Genomic DNA, 23,702 nt, shown 5'->3' with positions numbered 1-23,702 from the left:
CGGTGTCCGGCGAAAGGTGATGCCCGACGAAAGGTTGAGCCGGACACTACGGTGGGTATAGGGCGCGACAGGCAAGGAGCGTGGCAGTCGCCGCGCAGGTGATCGAAACTTTAGGGAGTGCCAGGGAGTGATCGCGTGACCGCCGGTCGTATCGAGATCGATGACGTCCAGCCCGTGGTGTCGGAAGGACGCTTCCCGGCCAAAGCGGTCGTCGGTGAGGTGGTCCCGGTGACGGCCACCGTCTGGCGGGAGGGCCACGACGCGGTGGACGCGACGCTGGTGGTCCGCTACCACGGGACCACTTATCCCCCGCTGGCCGACGAGCCCCCGGGGCGGGTGCGGCCCGCCGAGGCGGTGCCGATCGACGAGGTGGTCAACCCGTCTCCGCGAGTGCGACCGCAGGCCCTTCCGATGCACACCGGGCGCACTCCCGACGTGTTCCACGGACAGTTCGTCCCGGGCGAGGTGGGACTGTGGACGTTCCGCGTGGACGGGTGGGGCAACCCGCTGGCGACGTGGCGCAAGAACGTGACCGCGAAACTCGAAGCCGGCCAGAGCGAAGGCGAACTCGACAACGACCTGCAGGTCGGCGCACGACTGCTGGAACGCGCCGCCACCGGCGTGCCCCGGCAGGACCGTTTCCCGCTGGCCGAGGCGGCCGCCAGGTTGCGCGAGCCGGGCGACCCGTTCTACCGGGCCGGGGCGGCGTTGGCGCCCGACCTCACCGCGCTGCTCGACGAGTATCCGCTGCGCGAATTCGTCACCCGGGGCAGGCAGTACGGCATCTGGGTCGACCGTCCGTTGGCCCGGTTCAGTTCCTGGTACGAGTTCTTCCCGCGCTCCACCGGCGGCTGGGACAGCGCGGGCAACCCCGTGCACGGCACATTCGCCACCGCCACCAAGGCGCTGCCGCGGGTGGCCAGGATGAACTTCGACATCGTGTACCTGCCTCCGATCCACCCCATCGGCAAGGTGCACCGCAAGGGCCGCAACAACAGCGTCACCGCCGCCCCCGGCGATGTCGGGTCCCCGTGGGCGATCGGCAGCGACGAGGGCGGGCACGACGCCGTGCACCCGGATCTGGGCACCATCGAGGACTTCGACGAGTTCGTCGGCGCCGCGCGCGACGAGGGCCTCGAGGTGGCCCTGGACCTGGCACTGCAGTGCGCGCCGGACCACCCGTGGGCCCGGGAGCACCCGGAGTGGTTCACCGTGCTGCCCGACGGCACCATCGCCTACGCGGAGAATCCGCCGAAGAAGTACCAGGACATCTATCCGCTGAACTTCGACAACGATCCCACCGGCCTCTACGAAGAGGTCCTGCGGGTGGTGTTGTACTGGGTGTCGCACGGGGTCAAGGTCTTTCGGGTCGACAATCCGCACACCAAGCCGCCGAACTTCTGGGCCTGGCTGATCGGCGAGGTGAAGAACGTCGACCCCGACGTGCTCTTCCTCGCCGAGGCGTTCACCCGTCCGGCGCGGTTGTTCGGCCTGGCCAAGCTCGGGTACACGCAGTCCTACACGTATTTCACCTGGCGCACGGCCAAGTGGGAGCTGACCGAGTTCGGCGAATCCATCGCCGAACACGCCGACTACTGCAGGCAGAGCCTGTGGGTGAACACCCCCGACATCCTGCACGAGAGCCTGCAGCACGGCGGTCCCGGAATGTTCGCGATCCGGGCGGTTCTCGCCTCGACGATGAGCCCCACATGGGGGATGTACTCGGGGTTCGAGCTGTTCGAGCACCGCGCCGTGCGCGAGGGCAGCGAGGAGTACCTGAACTCCGAGAAGTACGAGTTGCGGCCCCGTGACTTCGAGGCCGCGGTGGCCGACGGTGAATCCTTGGAGCCGTTCATCGCCCGGCTCAACGAGATCCGTCGCCTCCATCCCGCGCTGCAGGAGTCGCGGACGATCACGTTCCACCACATCGACAACGACGCGCTGCTGGCGTACAGCAAGTTCGACCCGGTGTCGGGCGATCAGGTGCTCGTGGTGGTCACCATCAACCCGTTCGGCCCGGAAGAGGGAACGCTGTGGCTGGACATGCAAGCGCTGGGAATGGAGCAACAGGACCGCTACTGGGTACGCGACGAGATCTCCGGCGAGGAATACCAGTGGGGCCAGGCCAATTACGTGCGCCTGGATCCGGCACGGGCCGTGGCGCACGTGTTCAACATGCCGCAGGTTCCCGCCGATCAACGAGCCAACCTTCTGCGTAGGGAGTGACGACATGACCAACGCGTCCAATCTGGAGAACCAGGTCGACAGCCCGCACCTGCGGCCGCACACCGCCGACCTGAACCGGCTGCTGGCCGGGGAGCATCACGACCCGCACTCGATCCTGGGCGCCCACGAGTACGGCAACCATACGGTGATCCGCGCCTACCGCCCGCATGCGGTCGAGGTCGTCGCGCTCATCGGCGGGAACCGGTATCCGTTGCAGCACATCGAATCCGGCCTGTTCGCCGTCGCGGTGCCGTTCACCGACCTGATCGACTATCGGTTCCAGATCAAGTACTCCGAGGACGAGTCGGCGTTCGTGCACACCGTCGCCGACGCCTACCGGTTCCTGCCCACGCTGGGTGAGGTGGACCTGCACCTGTTCGCCGAGGGCCGGCACGAGCGGCTGTGGGAGATCCTGGGCGCGCACCCGCGCAGCTTCACCACCGCCGACGGCGAGGTCGACGGCGTGTCGTTCGCCGTGTGGGCGCCCAACGCCAAGGGCGTCAGCGTGACGGGCGATTTCAACCACTGGGGCAACGAAGCCCAGATGCGGGTGCTCGGCTCCAGCGGCGTGTGGGAACTGTTCTGGCCCGGATTCCCCGAGGGCGGACTCTACAAGTTCCGGGTGCACGGCGCCGACGGCGCGGTGACCGACCGCGCCGACCCGATGGCGTTCGCCACCGAGGTGCCGCCGCAGACCGCGTCCCGGGTGTTCGAGAGCGACTACACCTGGAGCGACGACGAATGGATGAGCGGGCGCGCGCTGCGTAACCCGGTCTTCGAGCCGATGAGCACCTACGAGGTGCACCTGGGTTCCTGGCGACCGGGCCTGAGCTACACCGAACTGGCCGAGCAGCTCACCGACTACCTCGTCGAGCACGGCTTCACCCACGTCGAGATGCTGCCGGTGGCCGAGCACCCGTTCGGCGGGTCGTGGGGCTACCAGGTCACGTCGTACTACGCGCCGTCGTCACGCTTCGGCTCGCCTGACGAGTTCCGCCATCTTGTCGACACCCTGCACCGGGCCGGGATCGGCGTGATCGTGGACTGGGTGCCCGCCCACTTCCCCAAGGACGCGTGGGCCCTGGGCCGTTTCGACGGCACCGCGCTCTACGAGCACGGCGATCCCCGACGGGGCGAGCAGTTGGACTGGGGCACCTACGTGTTCGACTTCGGCAGGGCCGAGGTGCGCAACTTCCTGGTGGCCAACGCGCTGTACTGGCTGCAGGAGTACCACATCGACGGACTGCGGGTCGACGCCGTCGCGTCGATGCTCTACCTGGACTACTCGCGACCCGAGGGCGGTTGGACCCCCAACATCTATGGCGGCCGGGAGAACCTCGAAGCGGTGCAGTTCCTGCAGGAGATGAACGCCACCGTGCACAAGATCAGCCCCGGCATCGTGACCATTGCCGAGGAGTCCACCTCGTGGCCGGGCGTCACCCGCGCGACCAACCTTGGCGGACTTGGCTTTTCGATGAAGTGGAACATGGGCTGGATGAACGACACGCTGGAGTTCATCAAGCGCGACCCGATCCACCGCAGCTACCACCACCACGAGCTGACGTTCTCACTGCTGTACGCGTTCAGTGAGAACTTCGTGCTGCCCATCAGTCACGACGAGGTGGTGCACGGCAAGGGCACGCTGTGGGGCCGGATGCCGGGCGACGACCACATGAAGGCCGCGGGCATCCGCAGTCTGCTCGCCTACCAGTGGGCCCACCCGGGCAAGCAGCTGTTGTTCATGGGGCAGGAGTTCGGTCAGCGCGCCGAATGGTCCGAGGAACGCGGGGTGGACTGGTTCCAGCTCGACGAGCAGGGCTTCTCCGACGGCATCCTGCGCATGCTCACCGACGCCAACGCCATCTACCGCAACCGGCGCGCGCTGTGGTCACGGGACTCCCAGCCCGAGGGCTACTCGTGGATCGACGCGAATGACTCGGCGAACAACGTGCTCAGCTTCCTGCGGTTCGGTGACGACGGGTCGATGATGGCCTGCGTGTTCAACTTCTCGGGTTCCGAGCATGCCCGCTACCGGCTGGGCCTGCCGCACGCCGGGACGTGGCGCGAGGTGCTCAACACCGATTCCGACAGCTATCACGGATCGGGCATCGGCAACTACGGAGCGGTCGAGGCCACCGACGAACCGTGGCACGGCCGGCCGGCGTCCGCGGTGATGGTGTTGCCGCCGCTGTCCGCGCTGTGGTTCGAGCCCGAGGCACCCTGACCGACTTTTCGGCGAAATCGCATTCCACGCGCCCAATCCGGAGCCGGGACCGCGTGGAATGCGGTTTCGCCGGTATCAGTAGAGGGCGTTGGCGAGGTTGCGCCGACCGGCGACGACCTCCGGGTCGGCCGGATCGAACAACTCGAAGAGCTCGATCAGCCGCGTACGCACCCTCGTGCGGTCATCGCCCGCCGTGCGCTTCACCAGGGCGGTCAGCCGCGCGAACGCCGCGGCGATGTCCTGCTGCATGATCTCGACGTCGGCGGCCGCGAAGGCGGCGTCGATGTCCTGCGGTGACGCGTCGGCGAGGGCAATCGCATCCCGGGGGTGGGTCGTCGCCCGCTGCAGGAAGGCGATCTGGCGCACCGCGCCCTGAGCCTCGGGATGGGCCGGGTTGGCGTCGAGGATCGCCTGATAGGCACTGCGCGCGGCGTCGAAGTCGCCGGCGTCGAGATACGCGCGGGCCTGTTCGACCTCGGGGTCGACGGTCTCCTCGCCCTCGGATTCGGCGCCGCCGGCGAGCTTTCCGGCCGTCGCGTCGAGCAGCGAGTCGATCCAGCGCCGCAGCTGCTCGGGCGGCTGCATGCCCTCGAAACTGGACAGCGGCCTACCGCCGGCCAGGGCGACGACCGTCGGCACGGCCTGGACACCGAACATCTGCGCCACCCGTGCGGTCGTGTCGACGTTGACCGTCGTGTACGCCCACTTCCCGCCGTCGGCGGCGGCGAGTGCCGCCAGCGCCTCGCCGAGCTGGACACTGGAGTCGCTGCGGGGGGACCACAGCAGCACCACCACGGGTACCTCGGTGGAGCGGACGAGCACCTCGGCTTCGAGGTTGGCTTCGGTGATCTCCACGCCGCCGGGGGTTGCGCCCGGCGTGCCGGACGCGGCGGCGGGACGTTGCTTGAGCGCCGACAGGTCGACAGCTCCCGCCAGCGCAGGCGAGATTCGGGGTCCAGGTCGTGTCACGTGAACAATTTTGTCACGTCGATTCGGGTACCGATGCCCCCGGTCGACCCAGCTCCGCCGAGACCGGCTGGGACCCCAGCCGACCGCTGCGATCAGCCCATATGAGGAAGATCACACTGCCCAGCGGCACAATGCTGCCCAGCAACGCCAGCAACCAGGTTCCGATGCCCCACTTGTTGAGGATCCCGACGACCAACGCGGCCGCACCGAACGCGACGAAGACGGCTCCGTGCGCGGGGCCGAACACCTTCACCCCGATCTCGGTCGGCGCGGAATGCAGGTACTTGAAGTACATCCCCATCAGCAGACCGACCCAGCTGACCGCTTCGGCGAACGCGATCAACCGGAACCAGCCCGCCGCGGTGCGGAGGTCGTATGCGCTAGTCATACCGGCCATTGTGCCCGACCGGCCGACCGGCTACTACAACGTGTCGTTGACGAGCGCCCGGCGTCAGGGACGGCGCAGGATCAGCGCATCGCCCTGTCCGCCCGCGCCGCAGAGCGCGGCCACCGCGTAGCCGGAGCCCCGGCGCGCGAGCTCCAGAGCCGCGTGCAGCGTGATGCGGGCGCCCGACATCCCGATCGGATGTCCGATGGCGATCGCACCGCCGTTGGTGTTGACCTTCTCGGCGACCGCGGCCTCGTCCAGCCCGAGTTCCCTGGTCGAGGCGAGCGCGACGGCCGCGAATGCCTCGTTGATCTCGATGACGTCGACCTGGTCCAGAGAGATGCCTTCCTTGGCGACGGCCTTCTTGATCGCGTTGGCGGGCTGGCTCTGCAGCGTGGAGTCCGGGCCGGCGACCACACCGTGGGCACCGATCTCGCACAGCCAGGTCAACCCCAGCTCCTCGGCCTTCGCCTTGTTCATCACGACCACCGCGCACGCCCCGTCGGAGATCTGGGACGCCGACCCGGCGGTGATGGTGCCGTCCTTGCGGAACGCGGGACGCAGGCCGCCGAGCGACTCGGCGGTGGTGTCGGCGCGGATGCCCTCGTCCTCGGTGAACTCGATCGGGTCACCCTTGCGCTGCGGGATCTCGACCGGCACGACCTCGTCGGCGAACACCCCGTCCTTCCACGCCCGGGCGGCCTTCTGATGCGACGCCGCCGCGTACTCGTCCTGCTGGGCCCGGGTGAACTGGTCGACGTCGTTGCGCTGCTCGGTCAGGGCGCCCATCGGCTGGTCGGTGAAGACGTCGTGCAGGCCGTCGTAAGCCATGTGGTCGACCGCGGTGACGTCGCCGTACTTGTATCCCGACCGGCTGTTGACCAGCAGGTGCGGTGCCTGGCTCATCGACTCCTGACCGCCGGCGACGACGACGTCGAACTCGCCCGCGCGGATGAGCTGGTCGGCGAGCGCGATCGCGTCGATGCCCGACAGGCACATCTTGTTGATCGTCAGCGAGGCGACGTCCCACGGGATGCCGGCGGCGACGGCGGCCTGGCGGGCGGGCATCTGGCCGGCGCCGGCGGAGAGCACCTGGCCCATGATCACGTACTCGACGAGACGAGCAGGGTCGTCGACGCCGGGGAAGGCCTTCTCCAGGGCGCCCTTGATCGCCACGGCACCGAGATCGCTGCCCTTGAAGTCCTTGAGCGAACCCATGAGTTTGCCTACCGGCGTACGGGCTCCAGCAACGATTACCGATGTCGTCATGACGACCTCCAGACTTGTTTCAGACGGCTGCAAAGAGGCTATACGCGCGCACAAGCTATTCGAAACTGATCTTGTTAGGTTACCTTTGCGTTATGACCGCCGAGCAGACTGACGCCCGTCCGGCACTGGCCACTGCGCTGGTGACCGGAATCGACCATGTCGGCATCGCCGTGCCCGATCTGGACGCCGCGATCAAGTGGTACCACGACCATCTCGGCATGATCGTGCTGCACGAAGAGGTCAACGAGGAGCAGGGCATCCGCGAGGCGATGCTGTCGGTGCGCGGCGCCCCGGTCGGCAGCCCGCAGGTGCAGCTGATGTCTCCCGTCGACGACAGCTCGACGATCGCGAAGTTCCTCGACAAGCGCGGCCCGGGGCTGCAGCAATTCGCCTACCGGGTCAGCGACATCGATGCGCTCAGCGAACGTCTGCGCGAGCAGGGCGTGCGGTTGATCTACGACGCCCCCCGCCGCGGCACCGCGAACTCACGGATCAACTTCATCCACCCGAAAGACGGCGGTGGCGTGCTCATCGAGCTCGTGGAGCCGGCTTCGGGCGAGGACGCCGAACACTAAGCACGCGGGCACTACGACCAGCGACGCGTCGGCCCGCGCGTGCGGCGGTGCGCCCAACACGAGGTGTGCCAGTGCCGCCGGTCGTCGACACCGTCGGAACCGTCCGGCCACACCACGAGGTGTGCTGTGGCGGGCCTGATCTCGTGGTCGCACCCCGGGCACCGGTAAACCTTGACCGCGCGCGCGGCGGGCACCGGACGGACCTCGTAGTCGGTGCCATCGGCGCCGGGCTCGATCCGTCGCGGCCCCGGCAACGGATCGCGCACGGGTGCGGGCCTGCGCGGCGCGCGCCGCTTACCCATCAGCGCCAACCACTCATCAGAAGAGTCGGAACTCGTCGCTGTCCATGCCCCGCATCTTGTCGTAATCCAGAGTCACACAACGGATTCCGCGATCAGTCGCGAGCGTGCGGGCCTGCGGCTTGATCTGCTGCGCGGCGAACACCCCGGCCACCGGCGCCAGCAGCGAGTCCCGGTTGAGCAGATCCAGGTAGCGGGTGAGTTGCTCGACGCCGTCGATCTCGCCGCGTCGTTTGATCTCCACCGCCACCGAGCGCCCCTGCTCGTCCCGGCACAGCAGGTCCACCGGTCCGATCGGGGTCATGTATTCGCGGCGCACCAACGTGTATCCGGCTCCGAGCAGTTCGACGTGCTCGGCCAGCAGCGCCTGCAGATGGGCCTCCACGCCGTCTTTCACCAATCCCGGATCGACGCCGAGCTCGTGGCTGGAATCGTGCTCGATCCCCTCCACCGTGATGCGCAACTGCTCGCCGGCCTTGTTCTCCACCACCCACACCGGGGTCTCGCCGTCGGGCTGCTCGACGATCCAGCAGGGCGGAGACATCCAGTTCAGGGGCTTGTAGGCACGGTCGTCGGCATGCACGCTGACCGAGCCGTCGGCCTTGAACAACAACAGCCGACGGGCCGAAGGCAGGTGGGCAGTGAGTCTTCCGACGTAGTCGACGGTGCACTGGGCGATGACGAGGCGCACCGAACCACCATAGATGGCGGCCACCGGGTCACTAGGCTGACGCCACAATGAACGCGACCAAGAGCGTGCCGTATCGGTTGGGCCGGGTGCTGGAGCGGGTGACGCGGCAGAGCGGACGGCTGGGCACGCCGGACTACGGCTCCTGGTTGTTGGGCAAGCCCGAGGAGAGCCAGGCCCGCCGCCGCATCCGCATTCAGGTGATCTTGACGGTCTTCATCCTGCTCACCAACATCCTGGGCATCGCGGTGTCGCTGTTGCTCAACACGGTCGCCATCCCGGTGCCGAGCGTCTTCTCCGACGCGCCGGCGTGGTTGACCTTCGGTGTCACCCCCGCCTTCATGGTGCTCGCGCTGATCCTCGGCACGGCGTGGATCACCTCGCGCACCGTCGGTTCACTGCGCTGGGCTATCGAGGAGCGCCGCCCGACCGGCGCCGATCAGCGCAACGTGTTCCTGGCCCCGGCGCGGGTGGCGCAGAAGCTGCTGTTCCTGTGGGGCGTCGGCACTTTCCTGCTGACGCTGCTGTACGGCCTGCAGGACACCGCGTTCATCCCGCGGTTCCTGTTCGCGGTGGGTTTCCCGGGCATCGTGGTCGCCACGGCGTGCTACATGATCACCGAGTTCGCGCTGCGGCCGATCGCCGCCCAGGCGCTCGAGGCCGGCCGGCCGCCGCGCCGGCTGGCCCACGGTGTCATGGGCAGAACCATGACGGTGTGGCTGCTCAGCTCCGGAGTGCCCGTGCTGGGCATCCTGTTGCTCGCGGTCTTCTCGCTGTCCCTGAAGAATCTCAGCTCGACCCAGTTCGCGGTGGCGGTGATGATCATCGCCATCGTCGCTCTGGTCTTCGGACTGGTCCTGATGTGGCTGCTGTCGTGGCTCATCGCCACCCCGGTCCGGGTGGTGCGCTCGGCGCTCAAACAGGTCGAGGAGGGCGATCTGGACTGCAACCTGGTGGTGTTCGACGGCACCGAACTCGGCGAGCTCCAGCGCGGTTTCAACTCGATGGTGCACGGCCTGCGCGAACGCGAACGGGTGCGTGACCTGTTCGGCCGCCACGTGGGCCGCGAAGTCGCGCTGGCCGCGGAGAAACAGCGCATCGAGCTCGGTGGCGAGGAACGCCACGCGGCGGTCATCTTCATCGACATCATCGGGTCCACCCAGCTCGTCACGAGCAGGCCCGCGGTCGAGGTCGTCGAACTGCTCAACCGGTTCTTCGACGTCGTCGTCGAAGAAGTCGACAACCACCACGGACTGGTGAACAAGTTCGAAGGCGATGCGGTGCTCGCAGTGTTCGGCGCACCCGTCTCGCTGGACAACGCCGAGACCGAGGCGTTGAGTGCCGCACGTGCCATGGCGCGGCGGCTGCGCGAAGAAATCCCGGAACTGCGGGCGGGCATCGGCGTGGCCGCCGGTCAGGTGGTGGCCGGAAACGTCGGCGCCAAGGAGCGATTCGAGTACACGGTCATCGGCGAGCCGGTCAACGAGGCCGCCCGGCTGTGCGAATTGGCCAAGAACGAGCCGCATCTGGTGGTGGCCGCCGCCGACACGGTGGCGGGCGCCACCGAGGACGAACGCGCGCGCTGGCAGCTCGGCGAGACGGTCACGCTGCGCGGCCACGATCAGCCGACACAGCTGGCGACCCCGGCCGGTGGACTCTAGGCCACCTCGAAGTACGGGATCGCCTCGGCGGCATCGCCGTCACCGAGCAGTTCGAAGGCGACCTTCACCCGCACCCCGAACAGGTCGGCCTGCGGGTCGGCTCCCGGAAACGACGTCCACCACCACGGGCCCTCGTCGAGCTCGACGATGCCGACCGGCAGCATGTGCACCTGGCCGTCGAAACCCCGTTGGTGCACCACCGACCAGCTGACCACCGTTCCGGTGCCCGCGGCGGGCACCCGGGTGTAGCGCTCAGGTTGCCCGGAGACGTCGAACTGGGGCGGCAGGATCTCCCCGGTCTCGGTGTCGCGGACGAGCAGGAACTCGCCGCGCCTGGTGCCGTCCAGGAACTCCGCCGAGGCGGCATCGCGCTCAATGGGGAAGACGGGCATGTGAAGTCGCGCTCCTTGCTCAGTTGTCGGTGCCCAGCACCAGGGTCGAGTGGTAGTCGAGGATGCCGCCGTTGCCGGAGACCAGCACGCGGTCGTGGTCGTCGACCTGACGCCCGCCGCCCTGCCCGCGCGCCTGCACCACGGCTTCGTGCAGCGGCGTCATCCCCCACATGTAGAACGAACTCAGTTCCCCACCGCCGGTGTTGAACTTCACTCGCCCGCCCGGGCCGATCATGCCGGGCTCGGCCATCGCGGGACCGGCCTCGCCCTTGGGGAAGAATCCGTAGTCCTCCAGGGTCAGCAGCGCGGTGAACGTGTAGCAGTCATAGATCTGGGCGACCCCGATCTCGTCGAGCGTGGTCCGGGCCATCTTCAGCGCCGCCGGACCCGACTGGGCCGCGCCGCTGACCAGACCGAAGTCGTCGTTGCGGATACCGGCCCGGCCCGGGTGTGCCTGCGCCCAGCCCAGCACGCGCACCGGCGGCTGCCGCAGCGCGCGGGCCCGCTCCAGCGACGTCACGATGACCGCCACCCCGCCGTTGCTCACCAGGCAGCAGTCGTACAGGTGGAACGGTTCGGCGATGTAGCGGCTGTCGTGGTACTCCTGCAGCGTCAACGGCGTCCCGCAGAACTGCGCGATGGGGTTGAACTGCGCCCAGGCGCGTTGCGCGACGGCGATGTGGCCCAACTGATCCGAGGTGGTGCCGTAGGTCTTCATGTGTCTGCGGGCCGCCAGCGCGTACATCGTGGTCGGCGACATGATGCCGTTGGACGCGGTGATCCCGTCGAAGCCCCGCGGCAGCGACCTCGCCCCCGAGTACGCCGCCGACGAGCGCGACTTCTCCTTCAGCGGCGCGTCGGCCCACACGATCGCCACGGTGCTCGCCATGCCGGACTGCACGGCCATCGACGCGTACTGGACCATCTGCGCGGCGGTGGAACCGAACCCCTGCATCGCGGTGAGCAACTTCAGGTCGACCAGGCCCAGCGTGTTCTGCAGCTCGATACCGACGCGGGCCTTGATCCCACCGGAGACGATCAGGCCGTCGATGTCGGACATCTGGAGTCCGGCGTCGGCGGCTGCGCGGCGCACCGCCTCGGCCGCGAACTGCCGCGCCGTCGGGCCGTACACCTTGCCCTGCTCGGTGATGCCGAGGCCGGCGATGGCCGCCGTGGGATCGCTCATGCGTCGTGTGCTCCTTGTCGGACCGCAATGTCGTGGCACCGATTGTGTTCGGGCCGCTCGGGCGCTGTAAACGACCGAACAGCTCACCGGCACGTGCGCGGTTGGGAAACCTGTCGCCCGAGGGCATGTCCCAACGGGAAATCAGCCGGTGTCCGGATTCGTGATTTACACGGGGCCCGCCGCCACCGAGCATGGGGTGGCAAGCCAGGAGAGGCGGTTGACGATGACGATCAGTGTGGCCGAGCGCGCAGAACTGCGCACCGCGGTCGGCGAGCTGTTGGCCGACAAGTGCACCGAGGCAGACGTACGGCGGGTGATGGAGTCCGACGACGGCTTCGATCGCGAGCTGTGGGGACGCCTGGCCGACCAGGGTGTGCTGGGCATGCTCGTCGACCCTGAGTTCGGAGGGCTCGGTTTCGGCGCCCTCGAGCTTGAGGCTGTCGCCGAGGAGACCGGGACCGCCCTGCTGCCCGCGCCGTTCATCTCCAGTGCCGTGCTGACCGTCGCGCTGATCAACGCAGCGGGATCGGACGAGGACAGGCAACGACTGCTGCCCGCGCTCGCCGACGGCACGTCGATCGGCACGGTCGCGCTGACCGGACCGGCCGGCACGTGGACGCCCGAGGGAGTCGATGTGCGTGCCGGAACCGACGGAACCCTCACCGGCACCGCGCATTACGTCACCTGGGGGCAGGTCGCCGATCTGGTGCTCGTCGTCGCCCGGACCGGCGACGACATCGGTGTGTTCGAGGTGGAAACGGACGCAGCGGGTTTCGACCGCGCGGCAGTGACGGTGTTCGACCCGACGGTGCGCCTCTCGACGTTCACGTTCGCGGACACCCCTGCCCGCCGGCTCGGCAGCGCAGGCTGGGAAGCCGTCAAGGACGCGCTGGACTACACCGTGATCGCCTCGGCCGGTGAGCAGGTCGGCGGTACCCGGCGGATCTTCGACATGACCGTCGACTACCTCAAGACCCGGATCCAGTTCGGCCGGGCGATCGGCAGCTTCCAGGCGCTCAAGCACATGGCCGCCGACCTGCTGCTGGAGGTCGAGTCCGCCACCTCCGCCGCCCAGAACGCCGCGGCGCAGTTCGCCGATGAAGACACCACCGCCGAGGCCCGCGACGGCGCCGTGGCGCTGGCCGGGTTCGCCTGCGCCGAGGCCTACGTCAAGACCACCATGGCCGCGGTGCAGATGCACGGCGGCATCGGCTTCACCTGGGAACACCCCTGCCACCTGTACGTCCGCCGGGCCCGCTCCGGCCTGCAACTGTTCGGCGATTCCGGACTGCACCGCGAACGCTACCTGCTGTCGAAAGGCGCATGACCATGAGCGAAGTCGATCTGCCCAGCGCCGACGAACTGCGCACCGAGGTCCGCGAATGGCTGGCCCGGAACTGGACCGGTGTCACGCTGCCCAAGTCCGATGACCCGTGGGTCAGCACGCCCGAGCGGATCGCCTGGCTGGACAAGGTCGTCGCGGCCGGTTACGGCGCACCCACCTACCCGAGGCAGTGGTACGGCCGGGCCTACCCGAACAAGCTGGCCAAGGTGATCGCCGAGGAATTCCGGGCGGTCCGCGCCCCCGGCGCCTGCCAGGACAAGTTCAGCATCCCGGCCAACACCACGCTGGCATTCGGCACCGATCAGCTCAAATCCGATCTGCTGCACGAGTTCCTGACCGAGAAGTCGCGCACCTGCCTGCTCTACAGCGAGCCGGGCGCCGGTTCGGACCTGGCCGGTGTGCGCACCACCGCGGTGCGCGACGGCGACCAGTGGATCATCAACGGCCAGAAGGTGTGGACCTCGGGCGCCCAGACCTCCCAGTACGCGCTGCTGATCGCGCGGACCGACTGGGATGTGCCCAAACACAAGGGCATCACCTTCTTCATCGTGCCGATGAACCAGCCGGGCATCGAGATTCGGCCGCTGGTGCAGATCACCGGCGACTCGCATTTCAACGAGGTGTTCATCACCGACGCCAAGGTGCCCGACGCCTACGTGGTCGGTGGCGTCGGCAACGGCTGGCGGGTGCTGCAGACCGCGCTGGCCTACGAGCGGTCCATCATGGGTTCCGGAACCAGCCTGCACCGCAAGCAGTCCCGCGGAAACAGCCTGGTCGAGATGGCCCGCGCACACGGCAAGCTGGACGACGCCGCGATCCGCCGGTCACTGGCCGATGTGCTGGCGCTGCGAGAACTGAACGGCCTCAACAACGCCCGTGCCAAGGCCGAGGCCAAGCAGGGCACCGCCAGCCCGGTCATGTCGCTGGGCAAGCTGGCGACATCGCGCATCCTGCACACCGAGGCCCGGCTGAAGACCGACATCATCGGCGCCGAGGCGCTGCTGGCCGGGCCGGACAACGCCGAGGCCGACGAGGTGAACTTCCTGACGCTCAACGCGTTCTTCACCTCGATCGGCGGCGGCACCGACCAGATCCAGCGCAACATCATCGGCGAGCGCGTGCTCGGGCTGCCCAAGGAGCCCGAGGTCGACCGTGACATCCCGTTCCGCGAGATCCGGAAGAACTGATCACATGAGCTACGACCCACCGCTTTCCGGTGTTCGGATTCTGGATCTGAGCACCGGTCCGATGACGGCCGTCGCCCGCCTGTTCGCCGACCTGGGCGCCGAGGTGACGGTTCTGCGCCTGCGCGGGGTGACCGGCGAGGAACCGGTCGGGCCGCACATCGACTCGATCGACGTGCAGACCGCGATCAACCGGCACGGAATGGCCACCGCCGACCTTGATCCCGCCACCGCCGCCGGACATGACCAGTTCACCGCGCTGCTGGCCGACGCCGACATCCTGATCGAGAACACCCGCCCCGGCTCCCCCGCCGAGGCGACGCTGGCTGTACGCGACATCAGGGCCGCGCACCCGGCGCTGGTGATCCTGTCGATCAGCGACTTCGGGCGGGACAACGAGTACTGCGGCTGGCAGGCCACCGGCCCTGTGCTGCACGCCCTTTCGAGTGAGCTGTCGCGGTCCGGCATCCCCGGGCGGGAGCCCTTGATCCCGCCGGCGGACCTGCCCTATCAGGTCGCCGCCGCGCAGGCCGCGGTGATGACGCTCAGCCTGTTCCTGGACCGGTTGCGCACCGGCGAAGGCGATCTCATCGATTTCTCGGTGCTCGACGGCGCGATGCAGACCCTCGATCCGCCGTTCGGCACGGCCGGCAGCGCGTCGGCCGGGGTGGCGCTGAGCGCTCAGCAGCGGAACTGGGACGCCGAGCGGCAGCGTTACCCCATCATCGCGTGCAAGGACGGCCACGTCCGCATCTGCATCCTGTCGAAGCGCCAGTGGCACGGCATGTTCGCGTTGATGGGCAGCCCCGAAGAGTTCGCCGACCCGTCCTACGACAAGCTCGGCAAACGGTTCCACTCACCGCACCTGCTGGAGGCGATCGAGAGTTTCTGTGCCGACAAGACCCGCGCCGAGCTGGAGCGCGCGGGCCAGGCCCACGGTGTGCCCACCGCGGCGGTGCTGACTCTGTCGGAGGCGCTCAACGCCGATCACTTCACCGCGCGCGGCTTCTTCCGCGACGTGGAGCTGGCCCCGGGCGTGCCCGCCCCGGTACCGGTCGGCGTCAGCGAGATCGACGGGCACCGGGCGAGCGCGCCGGACACCCCGGCCACCGGCAGCGACCGTCTCGGCACCGCGCCCGTCCTTTCCACCCGGCAGCGCCGGGGCCAGGGGCTGCCGCTGGAAGGCATCCGCGTGCTGGATCTGGGCGTGATCGTGGTCGGCGCCGACACCGGGCGGTTGTTCGGCGACCTCGGCGCCGACGTCGTCAAGATCGAACACTCCGCGCACCCGGACGGCCTGCGGGTCGGCAGGTTGACGTCGATGACGCAGCCGTTCGCGGCGGGCCACCGCAACAAGAGGTCGATCGGCATCGACCTGCGATCGGCCGAAGGCCGAGACCTCGCCCACCGTCTGGTGCAGCAGTGCGACGTCGTGCTGTCCAACTTCAAGCCGGGGGTCGCCGAGGCACTCGGCATGGACCACGCGACGCTGCGGGAGATCAACCCGGGCATCGTGGTGGTCGACAGCTCCGCGTTCGGCCCCACCGGCCCGTGGGCCGAACGGCTCGGCTACGGACCGTTGGTGCGGGCCGCCGTCGGGTTCACCAATCTCTGGGTGTACCCGGGCGAGTCCGAGACGTTCTGCGACACCGTGACCGTCTACCCCGACCACGTCGCGGCCCGGATCGGCACCCTGGCTGCTCTGGCGCTGCTGCTGCGGCGAGAGCGCACCGGCACCGGCGGCGCGGCGAGCATCTCGCAGGCCGAGGTGATGCTCAGCCACCTCGCCGCCGACATCGCCGCCGAGGCGCTGCAGCGGGCCGGGCATACGCGCACCGAGCCGCGGATGCCGGACGCACCGTGGGGGCTGTACCCGTCCGCGGGCGAGGACCAGTGGGTGACGGTCACCGTGCGCGACGAGGCCGACCTTCATGCGCTGGCCGACGTCATCGGGTTCACCGCCGGGGACGGCCGATCCATCGACGCCGCCGTGCGGGCGTGGACCGCGCAGCGCTCCCGCACCGAGGCGATGGAACTGCTCCAGGCCGCCGGCGTGCCCGCGGGTGCAGTGCTGCACGCCGAGGAGATTCCGGGCTGGGGCTACTACGAGCAGCGGCGCGCGTTCCGGGAGGAGCTGCACCCGTACGGGGCAGCGCCGTTCATGATGGAGAACGTGCAGATCCACTGCGATCACGTTGCCGACCCGCCGCTGGGCCAGGCTCCGTTGCTGGGCGAGCAGACCGCCGAGATCGCCGCGGAGCTGCTCGGACTGGACTCTGAGCAGATCGCCGAGCTGCACGCGCGCGGGGTGCTGGAGACCCCGGAGGTGGAGGCTGCCGCCCGACCGTGACGGGATCGCCACGGCGATCTCGTAGCATTCCTCCATATCCGCGGTGGGCACGGCCACCACGTTCGAGTGCGGCAGGAATGGACATCGACTTCACCAGGCTCAGGTACTTCGTGGCTGTCGCCGACGAGCTGCACTTCAAGCGTGCCGCCGACAAGTTGATGATCACGCCGCCGCCGCTGAGCAAGCAGATCAAACTGCTGGAGAAGGAGCTCGGCGGGCCGCTCTTCGAGCGCGGTTACCACGAAGTGCGGCTCAGCCCCCTCGGCGAACGGCTGGTGGGTCCGGCCCGGGAGATCCTGCGGCAGGTCGAGGACTTCAAGGCCGTGGCCACGCAGGGCGTGCAGGGGCTCGCGCCGATCCGGGTCAGCGCGACCGCGTATGCGCCGTCCGATCTCCTGGGCGAGCTGGAGACCGTCCTCGCGAGCCTGCCGGGACCGACCGAGTTCAGCGTCCCGGGCTCGGCCGCCGAGGTCACCGCCAAGTTGATCGCCGGGCAGAGCGAGGTCGGGCTGATCCACCTGCCCGCCACCGACAAGCGACTCCGGCACAAGGTGGTGGCCAGGTATCAGGGCGGAATCGCCGTGCGCTTCGACGACCCGCTGGCAGCCAGAGAATCGGTGTCGATCGAGGAATTGCGCGACCGCGACGTCGCCATCGACTTCGCCCGACCCAACCCGGTGGTGCTGGCGGGCCTGACGCGGCGGCTCAACCGCAAGGGCGTCCACCGGATCGTGCGCACCACCAACCAGCGTGGCGGGGAGGTCGAGATGGCCACCCAGGTGTTCAACCGGCACCTCGTGGCCGTGGTCAGCTACGCCCCCGACTCGTTCATCGGCAAGATCTTCTCGCCACCGGAGTTCAAGTTGATCCCGGTCGACGAAAGCACCTGGGCACCGGCCGAAATCGGCCTCGCGTGGGTGCCCGACCGGGTCCAGTCACGGCTGGCCGAGGTCGAACTGACAGTCGAGCAGATCGCCGACCGACTCGGCCCCGTGGACCGGGGCGCCTGAGCACCCGTTAGCCGGCTGCGGTCCCGGGTGCCGGCGGCGCTTGAGGAAGCTGGGCGCTACCGGCCGGCGGGGCCAACCGCCAGGTGTCGAAGGCCATCGCCAACATCGTGTACGTGCCGACGACGAAGATCAGTTCCATCGCCTGGTGGGTTCCGATGCCGTCGGTCAGCCGCTGCCACGTCGGTTCTCCGGCACGGCCCTCACGCAGGAACTCGTCGGTGGCCTCGAGGACCAGCCGATCGACACCGGTGAACTCGTCATTGCCCCGCGCGATGCGGGCGATGTCCGCCTCGGGCACACCGCCCTCCAGAGCGACCTTGCTGTGCTCGCCCCAGAAGAAGGCCGACCGACGGGTGTGTGCGAGCCGCAGGATCACCAATTCCCGCAGCCGCAAAGGTAATTCGCCGCGTTGCAACAGCCAGCCGTTGAAGGTCAGGAAGCGTCGCGCCATCTTCGGATGACGGGCGAGCAGGCCGATGATGTCGAAGTTGAGCGGGTCCGCGGCGTGGCCTGAGCCGGCCCGCGGGACCTTCTCGCCCGGCAGACCCAGAAGCGCGCCGAACGCGGCGTACTCGTCATCGCCCCACTCCTCGGCGGTCAGCGGAGCGAGCAGCGGTGCATCCCCGTCAGTGGAGTTCATGTCGATCCGGGCGGACGTCGACCGGTCCGTCACTCGGCCTGCCCGGCGTCGAAGCTGGGCATCGGCGCGGAATCGGGCAATTGCATCTGCAGATACACCGCGATGTAGGTGATCTTGCCCTCGGCGTTGAACTCGTAGACCGAGGCACTGTTGACCACACTGCTGAAATCGCCGATCCGGCTGTGTTCCTCGAGTTCGAGGAACACGCCGTCACCTGCCTCGCTGATGCGCTTGAACGAGCAGTCCCACTCCGAGGACTTCGCCCAACCGGTCAGGAATTCGACGTACTCGGGCCAGTTCATCACCTCTTTGAACGGGCCGATGCGGACGAAGTCGTCGACCGCGACCAGGTCGGCCAACGGCCCCCAGCTCTGCGCCGAGAACTCGGGCGCCTTGGCGCTTTTCACCAGACGGCTCATCGTCCGGCTGTAGTCCAGGACCGCGTGTGCGCGCCCGGTGGTCTCGCCGATCACGTCGTCGAGCGTGCTCATGCCGTCACTCCCGCGCCGGCCATGTAGCGGTCCACCACGGAGTGGAAGTGTGCGATCACCACTTCCTCCTTGACCAGCGACATGTGGTCGAGTCGATCGTTGCGCAGCCCCTTCTGCTGGCGCGGCATCTGTTCGTAGTCCTGTTGCAGCGCCTCGAAGTACTTGTGGCTGCCCGGCGTATCCACCACGATCGTCTCTGCGCGGACCGCGTCGCGGAACTCCTGCGGCACATACATGTAGCTCGCCACATGCCAGATGCACCGGTTCGGGTCCCCGTCGGGGTGCGGCATGGACATGATCACGTGACATTCGCCGGCCCGCACGGTCATGAAGTAGTTGGGGAACAGCACCCAGCCCTGGTTGTCGACCATCTGGCTGTCCGTCAGACCGCTGACGTCCAGGCCCATGCCGGTCAGCACCTCGCGGGTGGCCTGTTGCAGCAGGACCCGGGCGGTCAATCCGTCAGGGAAGTCCACGTTCCCGTCCGCATCCTGGTAGGGCGCGATCAGTTCCTGGAAGCGCGGGATCACCGCCACGGTGCCTGGGAACGTCTCGGGCAGCGCCAGGATGCCGGCCACCTGGTCCTGCACTCCCGCCCCCACCACCTCGAACGGAGCCATTGCCACACTGTGCTTTTCGAAGAACCGGTAGCGCGCGGTCTTCGGGTTGATGTGCAGCACCTGCAGCAACTGGGGATGGATGCCGTTGATGTGGTAGCCCTCCTCGAAGGCGTCCATGACGACCTTCCAGTTGCACTCGATGGCCTCGGTGACGTCCATGACGGTGGTGAACTGCTCGATGTTGTAGGGCTCCAGCAGGCTGACCACGTCGTCGCCGAGATACTCATGCAGCGGCGCCGCTTCCGGGTCCGGATTCAGGAAGATGAAGCCGGCAAAGGTGTCGACCGAGACCTGCAGTAGCGAGTTCTCCGTCTTGTCGATCGGTCCGGCGAGATTTTCGCGCAGCAACCCCTTCAACCTGCCGTCCAGATCGTAGGACCACAGGTGGTACTGGCAGAGGAAGCCGCGCTTGGCATTACCGGTCTCGGTGGTGCACAGCGCATTTCCGCGGTGGCGGCACGCGTTGACGAAGCCGCGGAGCTTCTCGTCCTTACCGCGCACGATGATGAAGGACTGGTCGAGGATCTCGTACCGCTTCCAGTCGCCCGGTTTGGGCAGATCCTCGGCCCTTCCCGCGATCTGCCAGGTTCGCGTCCAGATCGCTTCCCGCTCACGGGCTGCGTACGTCGGGCAGGTGTACCGGTCCGTCGGAATGGTCATGTTGAACGTTCCGGCCTGGACGTCGTCCAAACCCAGCCCGAGACCCGACTCCGGGTCCACCCATTCTCCTGGACGTGTTGCTGACCTCAACAGATCCTCCTCTGACGTCGGTCACCCGCGAGACGCGACACCGGAGCGAGGGCCCCGATACTCGTCGTGACCTCGCCGACGTTGTCCGCTTGGTGTGACGGTCCTCACCTTATACAGTGATGTATCTCAGATACAACTATGAATCTTGAGTCCGGCGGCACGCCGCTGTCGGTGCGCACAGAGGAGCCTCTCGTGGACCACTACCGCCTCGACGTGATCACCGACAGTGTCCGGGACGCGATCCAGCACGCCGGCGGCCTGATGTTCGACCGCGCCCGCGCCGGTTGGCGCGTCGTAGTCGTCACCGACGACGCCGCTCACCCGCGAGCACTGGCGATTCTCGGTGTCCAGACCCAGGCACCCCGAGACGCCGACGAGCAGCAGCATGCGCAGGGGCGGGAGCACCGAACCACGGTGTCGCGGCTCGGCGGGTTCGGACCGGACCGGGAGCCGAACACGGGTGCACGACTGCTGCGCTGGGACCACCCCGGCCCCGGCGCCTCGACCTGCGGTCTTCAACCGCTCGCACACCCGCTCAGTGCGGCGGCACGGGCGTTCAAGGCACACGCGCTGCACAGCGCCGGTCTGGACGTCGGCCCCGATGCCGATGTCCTGCAGTGCGAGCATTTCTGGGCCGACTCCGCCGCGGACACCGAAGCGTTCGCGAATCCGGTCGGGTCGCGATCATCGACAGTGGTGGGAGGATGGCCGGGTGGCTGAACGCTGGACCAAGGAGCGCCGGACCGAACACACCCGTCAGATCCTTCTCGATGCCGCCGAGGAGGTCTTCGCCCGCAAGGGTTTGACCGGAGCCGCGCTGGAGGAGATCGCCGAGGCCGCGGGCTTCACCCGCGGCGCCATCTACTCCCAGTTCGGCGCCAAGGAAAAACTGTTCCTCGCGGTCGTGGACCGCCAGCGTCAACAGTTCCTGGACGGTTTCGCCGAGGTGATGATGTCCTTTCACCGCCTCAGCGACGTGGATATCGACGAACTCGCGGCGCGGTGGCGCGAATTGAGCAGCGGGGCCGACCGGGCGGCGCTGGGCCACGAACTCACGCTGTACCTGTTGCGCAACCCTGACGCACGGGAGGCCGTGGCCGCTCAGCGACGCGAGACGATCCGCGCGCTCGGCGAGTTCATCAGCAAGAACGTCGCCCGCATCGGGGGCACCCTGACCATCGAGGCCGAGACCCTCGCCCGCGTCGTCCTGGCCGCCAACAACGGCATCACCCTCGACAGTCACATCGACGGTGAAGACCTTTACCGCCCGTATCTGCAGCTGGTCATGTCGAGTGTCCAGACTCCCTAGCGGACCCGCGCGGGCCCCAGCGACGACGATGTCGTTTTTCCGCTAGTTCCGGCGCCGCCCGCATGCCATCGTCGATGCGTGCACACCGATTTCGACCGCTGCTACCGGGCCGTCCAGTCCAAGGACGCCCGGTTCGACGGCTGGTTCGTCACGGCGGTGCTCACCACCGGGATCTACTGCAGGCCCAGCTGCCCGGTCCGGCCGCCGTACGCCCGCAACATGCGGTTCTACCCGACCGCGGCCGCCGCGCAGCGGGCCGGCTTCCGGGCGTGCAAGCGGTGCAGGCCCGACGCATCGCCGGGGTCTCCCGAGTGGAATGTGCGCGGTGACGTCGTCGCCCGCGCCATGCGGCTGATCGCCGACGGGACGGTCGACCGCGAAGGCGTCGGCGGCCTGGCCGCCCGGTTGGGCTACACCGTGCGGCAACTGGAACGGCTCACCAATGCTGAGCTGGGTGCCAGTCCGCTGGCGCTGGCCCGGGCGCAGCGCACCCAGATGGCCCGGGTACTGATCGAGACGACCGAGATGCCGTTCACCGACGCCGCTTTCGCGGCTGGATTCTCCAGCATCCGGCAGTTCAACGACACCGTGCGTGCGGTCTGCGCGCTGACGCCCACGATGCTGCGGCGCCGCGCCAGGACACGGCGGGACGGTGACGGTGACGGAGGGACGAGCGTACTGTCGCTGCGGCTCCCGGTCCGGGCGCCGTTCGCGTTTGAAGGCGTCTTCGGGCACCTGGCCGCCTCCGCCGTTCCGGGTGTGGAGGAAGTCCGGAACGGGACATACCGCAGAACTCTGCGGTTACCGCACGGCCGCGGCGTGGTGAGTCTGACGCCCCATCCCGACCACGTCGGATGCCGCCTGGTCATCGACGACTTTCGCGACCTGGCGGCCGCGATCGCGCGCTGCCGGCGCCTGCTCGACCTCGATGCCGACCCGGAGGCCGTCGTCGCCGCGCTCAGCGCTGACGACAGACTTGCCGCGCTGGTCGCCAAGCAGCCGGGCCAGCGCATCCCGAGGACCGTGGACGAACACGAACTGGCGGTGCGGGTGATCCTCGGCCAGCAGGTGTCGGTGGCTGCCGCGCGTACCCACGCCGGTCGGCTCTGCCGGGCCTACGGTCTCCCGATCGACGATCCCGAAGGGAACCTCACCCATGTGTTCCCGTCCGTGGCCGAGCTTTCGGAGATCGACCCCCGGCATCTGGCGTTCCCGAAAGTGCGACAACGGACCCTGCATGCCCTGGTCTCCGCACTCGCCGACGGCACCGTCACGCTCGACGCCGGCTGTGACCGGGAGGCAGCGCGCGCGCAACTGCTCGGGCTGCCCGGTATCGGGCCGTGGTCGACGGAGATGATCGCGATGCGCGGTCTCGGCGATCCCGACGCGTTTCCCGGCACGGATCTCGGCGTGATCGCCGCGGCTCGACAACTAGGCCTGCCGGAGACACCGCGCGGACTCGCCGAACACAGCAGGCGCTGGCAGCCCTGGCGCTCCTATGCCACCCAGCATCTGTGGACTGCGCTCGACCACGCCGTCAACCAATGGCCACCGAAGGAGACATCGTGACCACCGTGCACTACCGGACGGTCGACAGCCCGGTCGGGCCGCTGACCCTCGCCGGCACCCGAGGACGATTGCAGCATCTCAGGATGGTGGACCAGACCTACGAGCCCGACCGCGCCGGTTGGAAGCCCGACGAGCACGCGTTCGCCGACGCGGTCACCCAGCTGACGGAGTATTTCAGCGGCGAACGCCGGGATTTCGATCTGGATCTCAACCTGGTCGGCACCGACTTTCAGCGTCGGGTCTGGGCAGCACTACTGACAATCCCCTACGGCCAGACGCGGTCCTATGGAGAGATCGCCCGGCAGATCGGCGCGCCCGGCGCATCACGTGCGGTCGGATTGGCCAACGGCCACAATCCGATAGGGATCATCGTGCCGTGCCACCGTGTCATCGGCGCCAATGGGAATTTGACCGGATATGGCGGTGGATTGCACCGGAAGAAACAATTGTTGGGAATGGAGCGTAGTAATGCGCCGGCAATTCCCACCCTGTTCGATTGAAAAACAAACGGACGCACAAATGCCTGTACCCCCCAATAGAATTGGGGGGTACAGGTC

General features: G+C 68.2%; 22 protein-coding genes. 12 read left to right on the top strand and 10 right to left on the bottom strand.

What is annotated here, in order from left to right:
* The first annotated feature begins 135 nt into the window (after nucleotides 1–135).
* The gene (locus MVA01S_RS14265; RefSeq protein ID WP_003933445.1) at nucleotides 136–2,226 is read left to right on the top strand and encodes an alpha-1,4-glucan--maltose-1-phosphate maltosyltransferase; all 2,091 of its coding nucleotides are present in this window, start codon (nucleotides 136–138) and stop codon (nucleotides 2,224–2,226) included.
* Between the two features lie 4 nt (nucleotides 2,227–2,230).
* Nucleotides 2,231–4,450 carry a 1,4-alpha-glucan branching protein GlgB gene (gene glgB / locus MVA01S_RS14260; RefSeq protein ID WP_003933446.1) on the top strand — a complete coding sequence of 740 codons (2,220 nt, stop codon included), beginning with the start codon at nucleotides 2,231–2,233 and terminating at the stop codon, nucleotides 4,448–4,450.
* Nucleotides 4,451–4,525: 75 nt separating this feature from the next.
* Here glgB and MVA01S_RS14255 read toward each other — a convergent pair whose 3' ends face one another.
* Genes MVA01S_RS14255 through MVA01S_RS14245 form a run of 3 tightly spaced genes read right to left on the bottom strand, consistent with a single transcriptional unit; the run spans nucleotide 4,526 to nucleotide 7,076 of the window.
* Nucleotides 4,526–5,419 (bottom strand): tetratricopeptide repeat protein, encoded by an 894-nt coding sequence (locus MVA01S_RS14255; protein ID WP_040543033.1) that lies wholly within the window; start codon nucleotides 5,417–5,419, stop codon nucleotides 4,526–4,528.
* Nucleotides 5,420–5,432: 13 nt separating this feature from the next.
* The gene (locus tag MVA01S_RS14250) at nucleotides 5,433–5,816 is read right to left on the bottom strand and encodes a DUF3817 domain-containing protein (protein WP_003933448.1); all 384 of its coding nucleotides are present in this window, start codon (nucleotides 5,814–5,816) and stop codon (nucleotides 5,433–5,435) included.
* A 54-nt stretch (nucleotides 5,817–5,870) separates the two neighbouring features.
* A complete protein-coding gene (locus tag MVA01S_RS14245; RefSeq protein WP_003933449.1) occupies nucleotides 5,871–7,076 on the bottom strand; it encodes an acetyl-CoA C-acetyltransferase in 1,206 nt (401 codons plus the stop codon).
* A 92-nt stretch (nucleotides 7,077–7,168) separates the two neighbouring features.
* Between MVA01S_RS14245 and mce the strand changes: the two genes are divergently transcribed.
* On the top strand, nucleotides 7,169–7,651 hold the full coding sequence (gene mce / locus MVA01S_RS14240) for a methylmalonyl-CoA epimerase (RefSeq protein WP_003933450.1): 483 nt from the start codon (nucleotides 7,169–7,171) through the stop codon (nucleotides 7,649–7,651).
* A gap of 11 nt (nucleotides 7,652–7,662) precedes the next feature.
* Here mce and MVA01S_RS14235 read toward each other — a convergent pair whose 3' ends face one another.
* Complete coding sequence (locus MVA01S_RS14235; protein ID WP_003933451.1) at nucleotides 7,663–7,953, bottom strand: Rv1322 family protein; 291 nt, start codon at nucleotides 7,951–7,953, stop codon at nucleotides 7,663–7,665.
* Nucleotides 7,954–7,969: 16 nt separating this feature from the next.
* Nucleotides 7,970–8,641 (bottom strand): endonuclease NucS, encoded by a 672-nt coding sequence (gene nucS / locus MVA01S_RS14230; protein ID WP_003933452.1) that lies wholly within the window; start codon nucleotides 8,639–8,641, stop codon nucleotides 7,970–7,972.
* Nucleotides 8,642–8,688: 47 nt separating this feature from the next.
* Between nucS and MVA01S_RS14225 the strand changes: the two genes are divergently transcribed.
* Nucleotides 8,689–10,299: an adenylate/guanylate cyclase domain-containing protein gene (locus tag MVA01S_RS14225; protein WP_003933453.1), complete on the top strand. Its 1,611-nt coding sequence runs from the start codon at nucleotides 8,689–8,691 to the stop codon at nucleotides 10,297–10,299.
* On the opposite strand, the gene MVA01S_RS14220 is transcribed toward MVA01S_RS14225, so the two are convergent.
* Together MVA01S_RS14220 and MVA01S_RS14215 are read right to left on the bottom strand one after the other, a co-directional pair.
* Nucleotides 10,296–10,691 carry a Zn-ribbon domain-containing OB-fold protein gene (locus MVA01S_RS14220; RefSeq protein WP_003933454.1) on the bottom strand — a complete coding sequence of 132 codons (396 nt, stop codon included), beginning with the start codon at nucleotides 10,689–10,691 and terminating at the stop codon, nucleotides 10,296–10,298. The two genes, MVA01S_RS14225 and MVA01S_RS14220, sit on opposite strands and share 4 nt — an antisense overlap.
* Before the next feature lie 19 nt (nucleotides 10,692–10,710).
* A complete protein-coding gene (locus MVA01S_RS14215; protein ID WP_003933455.1) occupies nucleotides 10,711–11,877 on the bottom strand; it encodes a thiolase family protein in 1,167 nt (388 codons plus the stop codon).
* A 223-nt stretch (nucleotides 11,878–12,100) separates the two neighbouring features.
* Here MVA01S_RS14215 and MVA01S_RS14210 point away from each other — a divergent pair, with 223 nt between their 5' ends.
* The 4 genes from MVA01S_RS14210 to MVA01S_RS14195 all read left to right on the top strand — a co-directional run bounded on the left by MVA01S_RS14210 (nucleotide 12,101) and on the right by MVA01S_RS14195 (nucleotide 17,766).
* Nucleotides 12,101–13,204, top strand: coding sequence for an acyl-CoA dehydrogenase family protein (locus MVA01S_RS14210; RefSeq protein ID WP_003933456.1), 1,104 nt, complete (start codon nucleotides 12,101–12,103; stop codon nucleotides 13,202–13,204).
* A gap of 2 nt (nucleotides 13,205–13,206) precedes the next feature.
* The gene (locus tag MVA01S_RS14205) at nucleotides 13,207–14,409 is read left to right on the top strand and encodes an acyl-CoA dehydrogenase family protein (RefSeq protein ID WP_040543034.1); all 1,203 of its coding nucleotides are present in this window, start codon (nucleotides 13,207–13,209) and stop codon (nucleotides 14,407–14,409) included.
* A 4-nt stretch (nucleotides 14,410–14,413) separates the two neighbouring features.
* Nucleotides 14,414–16,756 (top strand): CoA transferase, encoded by a 2,343-nt coding sequence (locus MVA01S_RS14200; RefSeq protein WP_003933458.1) that lies wholly within the window; start codon nucleotides 14,414–14,416, stop codon nucleotides 16,754–16,756.
* A gap of 77 nt (nucleotides 16,757–16,833) precedes the next feature.
* Nucleotides 16,834–17,766: a LysR family transcriptional regulator gene (locus MVA01S_RS14195; protein WP_003933459.1), complete on the top strand. Its 933-nt coding sequence runs from the start codon at nucleotides 16,834–16,836 to the stop codon at nucleotides 17,764–17,766.
* A gap of 7 nt (nucleotides 17,767–17,773) precedes the next feature.
* On the opposite strand, the gene MVA01S_RS14190 is transcribed toward MVA01S_RS14195, so the two are convergent.
* The 3 genes from MVA01S_RS14190 to MVA01S_RS14180 are packed head-to-tail and all read right to left on the bottom strand — an operon-like array spanning nucleotide 17,774 to nucleotide 20,267.
* Nucleotides 17,774–18,406: a carboxymuconolactone decarboxylase family protein gene (locus MVA01S_RS14190; protein WP_040543040.1), complete on the bottom strand. Its 633-nt coding sequence runs from the start codon at nucleotides 18,404–18,406 to the stop codon at nucleotides 17,774–17,776.
* 29 nt (nucleotides 18,407–18,435) lie between these two features.
* The gene (locus tag MVA01S_RS14185; RefSeq protein WP_003933461.1) at nucleotides 18,436–18,897 is read right to left on the bottom strand and encodes a hypothetical protein; all 462 of its coding nucleotides are present in this window, start codon (nucleotides 18,895–18,897) and stop codon (nucleotides 18,436–18,438) included.
* On the bottom strand, nucleotides 18,894–20,267 hold the full coding sequence (locus MVA01S_RS14180; RefSeq protein WP_040543035.1) for an aromatic ring-hydroxylating oxygenase subunit alpha: 1,374 nt from the start codon (nucleotides 20,265–20,267) through the stop codon (nucleotides 18,894–18,896). Before MVA01S_RS14180 ends, MVA01S_RS14185 begins: the two co-directional genes overlap by 4 nt.
* A 138-nt stretch (nucleotides 20,268–20,405) precedes the next feature.
* Between MVA01S_RS14180 and MVA01S_RS14175 the strand changes: the two genes are divergently transcribed.
* From MVA01S_RS14175 to MVA01S_RS14160, 4 genes are all read left to right on the top strand, one after another.
* Nucleotides 20,406–20,987 carry a hypothetical protein gene (locus MVA01S_RS14175; protein WP_003933463.1) on the top strand — a complete coding sequence of 194 codons (582 nt, stop codon included), beginning with the start codon at nucleotides 20,406–20,408 and terminating at the stop codon, nucleotides 20,985–20,987.
* Nucleotides 20,980–21,576, top strand: a complete 597-nt coding sequence (locus MVA01S_RS14170) for a TetR/AcrR family transcriptional regulator (RefSeq protein WP_003933464.1) — start codon at nucleotides 20,980–20,982, stop codon at nucleotides 21,574–21,576. Before MVA01S_RS14175 ends, MVA01S_RS14170 begins: the two co-directional genes overlap by 8 nt.
* Before the next feature lie 78 nt (nucleotides 21,577–21,654).
* Complete coding sequence (locus MVA01S_RS14165) at nucleotides 21,655–23,145, top strand: DNA-3-methyladenine glycosylase 2 family protein (RefSeq protein WP_003933465.1); 1,491 nt, start codon at nucleotides 21,655–21,657, stop codon at nucleotides 23,143–23,145.
* Entirely contained in the window at nucleotides 23,121–23,645 is a 525-nt protein-coding gene (locus MVA01S_RS14160) for a methylated-DNA--[protein]-cysteine S-methyltransferase (RefSeq protein ID WP_003933466.1), read from the top strand. Before MVA01S_RS14165 ends, MVA01S_RS14160 begins: the two co-directional genes overlap by 25 nt.
* Nucleotides 23,646–23,702 lie beyond the last annotated feature (57 nt).

This window comes from Mycolicibacterium vaccae NBRC 14118 = CIP 105934 (assembly GCF_001552715.1).
Classification (GTDB): Bacteria; Actinomycetota; Actinomycetes; order Mycobacteriales; family Mycobacteriaceae; genus Mycobacterium; species Mycobacterium vaccae.
Note: the sequence above shows the minus strand (reverse complement) of the source record. Positions and strands in the feature narration are given on the sequence as shown.

What these genes read in the sequence shown, in the direction of transcription:
- MVA01S_RS14185 (WP_003933461.1), bottom strand. Translation starts at nt 18,897, where the DNA reads ATGAGCACGCTCGACGACGTGATCGGCGAGACCACCGGGCGCGCACAC.
- MVA01S_RS14225 (WP_003933453.1), top strand. Translation starts at nt 8,689, where the DNA reads ATGAACGCGACCAAGAGCGTGCCGTATCGGTTGGGCCGGGTGCTGGAG.
- MVA01S_RS14250 (WP_003933448.1), bottom strand. Translation starts at nt 5,816, where the DNA reads ATGGCCGGTATGACTAGCGCATACGACCTCCGCACCGCGGCGGGCTGG.
- MVA01S_RS14190 (WP_040543040.1), bottom strand. Translation starts at nt 18,406, where the DNA reads ATGAACTCCACTGACGGGGATGCACCGCTGCTCGCTCCGCTGACCGCC.
- mce (WP_003933450.1), top strand. Translation starts at nt 7,169, where the DNA reads ATGACCGCCGAGCAGACTGACGCCCGTCCGGCACTGGCCACTGCGCTG.
- MVA01S_RS14160 (WP_003933466.1), top strand. Translation starts at nt 23,121, where the DNA reads ATGGCCACCGAAGGAGACATCGTGACCACCGTGCACTACCGGACGGTC.
- MVA01S_RS14245 (WP_003933449.1), bottom strand. Translation starts at nt 7,076, where the DNA reads ATGACGACATCGGTAATCGTTGCTGGAGCCCGTACGCCGGTAGGCAAA.
- MVA01S_RS14235 (WP_003933451.1), bottom strand. Translation starts at nt 7,953, where the DNA reads ATGGGTAAGCGGCGCGCGCCGCGCAGGCCCGCACCCGTGCGCGATCCG.
- MVA01S_RS14210 (WP_003933456.1), top strand. Translation starts at nt 12,101, where the DNA reads ATGACGATCAGTGTGGCCGAGCGCGCAGAACTGCGCACCGCGGTCGGC.
- MVA01S_RS14220 (WP_003933454.1), bottom strand. Translation starts at nt 10,691, where the DNA reads ATGCCCGTCTTCCCCATTGAGCGCGATGCCGCCTCGGCGGAGTTCCTG.
- glgB (WP_003933446.1), top strand. Translation starts at nt 2,231, where the DNA reads ATGACCAACGCGTCCAATCTGGAGAACCAGGTCGACAGCCCGCACCTG.
- MVA01S_RS14200 (WP_003933458.1), top strand. Translation starts at nt 14,414, where the DNA reads ATGAGCTACGACCCACCGCTTTCCGGTGTTCGGATTCTGGATCTGAGC.
- MVA01S_RS14215 (WP_003933455.1), bottom strand. Translation starts at nt 11,877, where the DNA reads ATGAGCGATCCCACGGCGGCCATCGCCGGCCTCGGCATCACCGAGCAG.
- MVA01S_RS14195 (WP_003933459.1), top strand. Translation starts at nt 16,834, where the DNA reads ATGGACATCGACTTCACCAGGCTCAGGTACTTCGTGGCTGTCGCCGAC.
- MVA01S_RS14205 (WP_040543034.1), top strand. Translation starts at nt 13,207, where the DNA reads ATGAGCGAAGTCGATCTGCCCAGCGCCGACGAACTGCGCACCGAGGTC.
- MVA01S_RS14175 (WP_003933463.1), top strand. Translation starts at nt 20,406, where the DNA reads ATGAATCTTGAGTCCGGCGGCACGCCGCTGTCGGTGCGCACAGAGGAG.